Below are 5,725 nucleotides of genomic sequence, written 5' to 3'. Positions count from 1 at the left end.
CCTTTAAGCGATGGCACGATCGCTTGGTAAATCGAGCTAAAAATCATCCTGGATTTATGCGAGTCGATCTGTGTCCGCCGCTGAGATGTATAGATCCAGTAGTGAAGTGGTATTCAATTATTCACTTCAATTCGCCGGAATATTTAGATAGCTGGGTAGGATCGATCGAGCGTCAAAAGTTAGTCAAATCGGGACGGCAAATTTTTCATGCTTACCGCTTCAAGTCATTTACCACCGGATTAGAAGGTTGGTTTTCTAACCAGTGGGGTGGAGCCGAACGCTCTAGTTTAGGTTCTCCCGCTTGGAAACAAATTTTGACAGTGGTGGTGGGATTGTACCCTACTGTCATGCTTCAATCTACATTATTTTCGGCTCTAGGTATCTTCAATTCTTGGTCGCCTGCGAGTAGGATGCTGATTAATAACCTGATTACATCTTCAATTTTGAGCCTGATAGTCATGCCATTTGTATCGCGAAAACTCAGTTTTTGGTTACAGCCGACCTATTTACCCTCATCTAGAAAAAACGATCTGATGGGCGCATTTATCGTCATTACTGCATTAGGAGTAATGACGATTTTATTCGATCTATTTTAGGTAATTTACTTTTATAAAAGTACTAGAGCTTCCTAACTAGCCAGCATTTTGAGATTGCTGAATCTGCTCTAACTCTCGGACTACTCGCGCTCGACTAGCGATTAAATGCTCCTGAACTGCTGTGACGGCTCGATCGGCATCACGATCTAAAATTGCCTCATAAATCTGTCGATGCTCCCAGCGAACTTCTAACACCGCCGGATTACTAAGCATCGTTTGAATGCGGAGCAGAATCATTTTATCGAATAATCGATCGAGTAACGACACCAGCCACTCATTCTGAGAACCTTCGGCAATCTCTCGATGAAATTGATAGTCCAAATCTAATAATTGAAAACTGGTTAATTTAGTCGGCTTGGCATTGAGTAGTTTCTCAGCTTTATGAATCAATTGCTCGATTTGTTTCAATTGTCGATCGCTTGCATTGAGACAGGCTGCTCTCACCGATACATTTTCTAGTGCCAATCGGCACTCATACAGCTTGCTAGCATCCTCGCTGGTAAATGTGGCGACTTTCAACATGCCGCGCTCTTCGACGACTAAATCTGCTTGCTGGAGTTGGTGCAAGGCTTCACGAATTGGGGTGCGGCTCACTTGGAGCTTCTGAGCTAATTGTGTTTCTACCAACCGTTGCCCCGGCATCAGTTCGCCAGACAAAATGGCACTACGCAAGGCTTGATAAGCCTGCTCTTGCAGAGACTGAGGTCGTTGGAGCGAACGTGAAGATAACGACAAAGCAAGTGTTCCTCGATGTAAAACTAGACCTAGATTAACTGAAAACGCCCTGGATAACAATGAATGTACCGATCGCTACAAATACTCACCTAAATTTATTGTATACAGAATACATGCTTTTGGTGGCGATCGCCACACCAGCAAGGGCCAAACTTCGTCTGCCAACAGTTGCCAAATTAGAGGGATCGGATCGTGGTAAATCTTAATTTAGTTAACAGATTAATTCTGACAGCTTTTATGGCTATGTTTGTAGGAGGGATCGGGACGATTGCCGATCGAGTCGAAGCAGCAGATCCGTTACCGAGTCAGGATCTAATCTCCCTACCCAAGATCCTACCACCAAATTCTCAACTTACCGATCCTCGCATTGGTGCGCCCATCCGTTCGACAGAGGGGATCGAGATATCTCCATCTGCCGTGCAACTTCCCGATTGGGCATTGTCAGCATTACAACAACTCGACGATCGCTATAATTGTATCGAAGATAATACCGATCTCGTTGGCAAAGCCTCTCCCGTGGAGAATCGAGCGTTAACGCGATCGAAATTTGCCGAGCGATTGAATATTTGCTTAAATCTGGCGAATGAATCGATGCCATCCTCGCTCACAGAGCCAGCTACAAAAGCAGATCTAGAAACGATCCAAAAACTTCAGACTGAATTTGCGACAGAACTAACTACCCTACGTAAAAAGGTAGCAGCAATTGAAGCTAAAACAGAAACATTAAAACAGCAACAATTTTCAGCCACAACTAAGCTCAGTGCCCAAGTCTGGGTTAACTTCACAGGTGCATTTCCTAGCAATAGTATTACCGCCGAAAGATCGCTAGCGCAAGGTGGCACTAATGCTTTCATCCCACCTGCACGAGTAAATGGCGTACCAACGCGAGTGCAACTTAGGGATACAAATCCGACAGTTAGTAACTATCTATTCCTGAACCTAAATTCATCGTTTACGGGCAAAGATTTACTAGTGACTCAACTCGTTGCTGGTAATGCGAGTTCGCCAGCTAATCAACTAGTTTCATCGGGCTTTTTTAATACTTGGGGCACGCCAATTACCGACCAAACAGGCACACCACAAGCTGGATCGAATGCGGTTTATCTGCGCGAACTATCTTACTCTTTTCCCATTAGCGATCGCCTCAAAATTTCCGTCGGCCCCCGTCTGAATACTTACCGCTATTTCGACCAAAATCGATTCACTAATTTCCTGACTGGTGCGGGTAGTTTTAACTCTAGCGGTAGTACGTTATTTGCGGCGATCGATCGAGGTTCTGGTGCGGTTGTTTCTTGGAATATCAACCCACAATTTCGCTTTAATGCTGGCTATTTGGCAGAGAATACCGAATTTTTGAGTTCGGCAAATGGATTTAATACCTCTAGCAATCCCAACGCAGGTTTATTTGGTAGCACCAATCAAGTCATCGGTGAGCTGGCATATTCGCCCAGTAAAGACCTAAATATAAAATTATTGTACTCGCGATCGCTCATCCGTCCTTACAACGGATTTATCGGTGGAGCAGTAGGAGAGCCATTGCCCTATGGCTATGCCGACGATGGCTTTGGAGGACGATTAAACGACGCACCCGCCGATACCTTCGTTGCCAATTTTGACTGGCTCTTTACGCCCCAGGTGGGCGTATTCGGGCGATATTCTTATGGAAGAACGGGGATTATTCCCGTCAATTCCGCTCGTGCGGGCGGTAATACGACGGTACAATCGATTCAATTGGGGTTGGGATTCCCCGACTTGGGTAAGAAGGGGGCACTAGGCACCATTTCTTACTTGATTCCCCATAGTTATCTGGGTGGGCGCGAATTTCTGCTCTCTGGCGGGGGAGACGGTGGCAAACAGCAGGAGTTAGAATTTTCTTACTATTACCCAGCTAGCGATAATATCGCGATCGTGCCTGCATTTTACGCGATCTTCAATCCCAATAATTTTCAGAGTAATTCCCCTGTCTATGTGGGCAATGTGCGGATGCAGTTTAGTTTTTAGGATTCAATTAGAATAAGAATCATGTGTGGTTGCGATTCTCCATCGGGGAGGCTGTGCCAACGACTAATGGTTGCAGGATCGTTCAAGTGTGAATGGATGATAGATGATGGGTAAGAAAAAGGTGTCCGCTAACTGGTATGTGCATCACCAAAACCAGATGGAATGGTACGAATCTCAGGAGGCAGCGATAGATGCAGTAGATCTGTTTATGTCTGGTTATGAAGATGGAATTTGGAGCGATGAAAAATCCTATTTCAGCTTGGGTCATGCGGATGGAGAAACTGTAGATAGCGATCTATTCAACCGTCGTAAATATACTAATGCACTGACTCGTTCTTGTGTCAGTAGCATATTTACGATCGATATATTTACCAAAACTAAAGAAAACTGGATTTTTAAGTATGGGTCAAATTTACTCCAGCAGTCATTAAAAGCTGGATATGATTGTCATGATGGATATTTGGCCCAGAGATTAGCCATTGATTATCCTGGGTTTAAGATTAACGATCGGTTCTATAAAAAGGTTGACACGCCCAGTGACAGATGTTTTCTTGCTTGCTTAGAATATAAATATGCACACTGTTCTTCGGATCGAGAAAATTATTATATTACTATCGATAATTATTTAGGCAAATACCAATTAATTAAACTCATAGACATCTCTGTTAAAATAACTAGCGTAGCATCTCTTGTCGAATCGGTAGAATCGATCGGCGATAAAGAAAACTGGATTTTTGAGTATGGGTCGAATTTACTTCAGCAGTCATTTATGGCTGGCTACGATTGTAACGATCGATATCTGCAAGAAAGAGTAATCTATGACTATCCTGGTTTTACGATTAATCCTAGAAAATATCAAAAGGTCGATAGCCCTAGTGAAAGTTGTCTTTATGCTTGCTTGGGATATGAAAATTCTTACTGCTCATGGCACGATTCTCGTTCCGAGACGCTTCTCTTCGAGAGGCTTCGCCAACGCGAACGAGACTATTATATTACGATCGATCGATTTCTCGGAAAATATCAGTTAATAAAATTAATCGATGCGCCTACTCAAATATCTGCTCTAAATTCTCCTGTTGCAGTAGCTAATCATGTGTTAAGGCTGAAGATGATGAAGTTGGCAAACTCAATGAGTTTAATTAAAAGTGCTATTGTTACGCCACTGGGATTAGCCCAGCTTATTTCTATTGGTACCATTACTGGGACTGTAATATATATAACGATCGAATACCTTCCGAGAATTTTTCAGGCAGTTGCACAGTTATAATCATGTATAAACCCACACAATTTACCAACAATTAAAACATATCTGCCGGATCTGCCGCCCGCAATTTACGGACTGCGATCGCACCAGAAATAGTACACATAATCATCGTTAAAATCAGGACGGTAGTAGCACGAGCGACAGTCATTAATAGCGGCAAACTTGTCGCATTGCGCGTCATTGTATAAAGTCCGACGGCTGCTAACATGCCAGGAAAAAAGCCGACAATCGATAGAATAATTGCCTCTTGAAACACAACGGTCAATAGATAAAAATCTGTATAACCCATCGCTTTGAGAGTGGCATATTCAGATAAATGATCGGCAACATCGGTATAGAGAATCTGATAAACAATTACAATCCCGACGATAAAACCCATCACCGTACCGAGCGTAAAAATAAACCCGATCGAAGTACCACTTTGCCAATAACTTTTCTCAAAATCGATAAATTGTTCTTTAGACATTACCTTGACATCGCTAGGCAAATATGCATCAATCGCCGCAACTGCGGATTTTACATCCGCACCCGGTTTTAATTTAATTACCCCAACATCGATTAAGCCGGATTGGCGATTTTTGAACATCCGAGCGAAATTGGTGTCGCTAGTCATCAAGTTGCCATCGGCACCAAAGGACGCACCGAGGGTAAACAATCCACCGATGTCGATTCTGCGTCCGTCTACTTCGGTTTGGACTCGTTCTCCTGCTTTAAATATTTTAGGAATGGGGCCAAATTGTTCGCGAGATTTTTCGTCGAATAAATAGGTATCTGGCAGTTGCATTTTGGTCAGATTTTCACTCACACCTGGGAGTTGAAATAGTTGCTTATCGGCTGGATTAAAGCCAATAATCATGATTTGGCGGGTGTTCTTTTTAACGGGATTTTTCCAGATGCCAAAGCCCAGATAAATGGGCGTGACTGATTCGACATCTTTAAAAGCGAGGGATTGATAAAGTCGTCTGCGGGGAAAGGATTTCATGGCAATCAACGCCGTCGATTGAGGACTGACGAGAAAAACATCGCCATTGACGTTGGTATGAAATTTAACGGCACTATCGAACAGCGCGTCGCGAAATCCTAGTTGCATAAACATTAGAATATCAGCAAAACTAATTCCCGCGATCGC

6 protein-coding genes are annotated in these 5,725 nt (G+C 43.4%); 4 read left to right on the top strand and 2 right to left on the bottom strand.

The window, feature by feature from the left end:
- Positions 1-596 (top strand): hypothetical protein (locus Q0R35_RS07670; protein ID WP_295615625.1); only part of this gene is annotated, 596 nt, incomplete at its 5' end.
- A 36-nt stretch (positions 597-632) separates the two neighbouring features.
- Here the strand turns inward: Q0R35_RS07670 and Q0R35_RS07665 are convergent.
- On the bottom strand, positions 633-1,331 hold the full coding sequence (locus tag Q0R35_RS07665; RefSeq protein ID WP_295615623.1) for a GntR family transcriptional regulator: 699 nt from the start codon (positions 1,329-1,331) through the stop codon (positions 633-635).
- Positions 1,332-1,390: 59 nt separating this feature from the next.
- On the opposite strand from Q0R35_RS07665, the gene Q0R35_RS07660 reads away from it, so the two are divergent.
- From Q0R35_RS07660 to Q0R35_RS07650, 3 genes are all read left to right on the top strand, one after another.
- The gene (locus Q0R35_RS07660; protein ID WP_295615621.1) at positions 1,391-1,537 is read left to right on the top strand and encodes a hypothetical protein; all 147 of its coding nucleotides are present in this window, start codon (positions 1,391-1,393) and stop codon (positions 1,535-1,537) included.
- Positions 1,538-1,568: 31 nt separating this feature from the next.
- Entirely contained in the window at positions 1,569-3,332 is a 1,764-nt protein-coding gene (locus Q0R35_RS07655; protein WP_295615619.1) for an iron uptake porin, read from the top strand.
- Between the two features lie 139 nt (positions 3,333-3,471).
- The gene (locus tag Q0R35_RS07650) at positions 3,472-4,599 is read left to right on the top strand and encodes a hypothetical protein (RefSeq protein WP_295615617.1); all 1,128 of its coding nucleotides are present in this window, start codon (positions 3,472-3,474) and stop codon (positions 4,597-4,599) included.
- A 31-nt stretch (positions 4,600-4,630) separates the two neighbouring features.
- Here Q0R35_RS07650 and devC read toward each other — a convergent pair.
- A partial coding sequence (devC, locus tag Q0R35_RS07645; protein WP_295615615.1) for an ABC transporter permease DevC occupies positions 4,631-5,725 on the bottom strand: 1,095 nt, incomplete at its 5' end.

The sequence above is a fragment of the Chamaesiphon sp. GL140_3_metabinner_50 genome, assembly GCF_025361915.1.
GTDB lineage: Bacteria > Cyanobacteriota > Cyanobacteriia > Cyanobacteriales > Chamaesiphonaceae > Chamaesiphon.
Note: the sequence above shows the minus strand (reverse complement) of the source record. Positions and strands in the feature narration are given on the sequence as shown.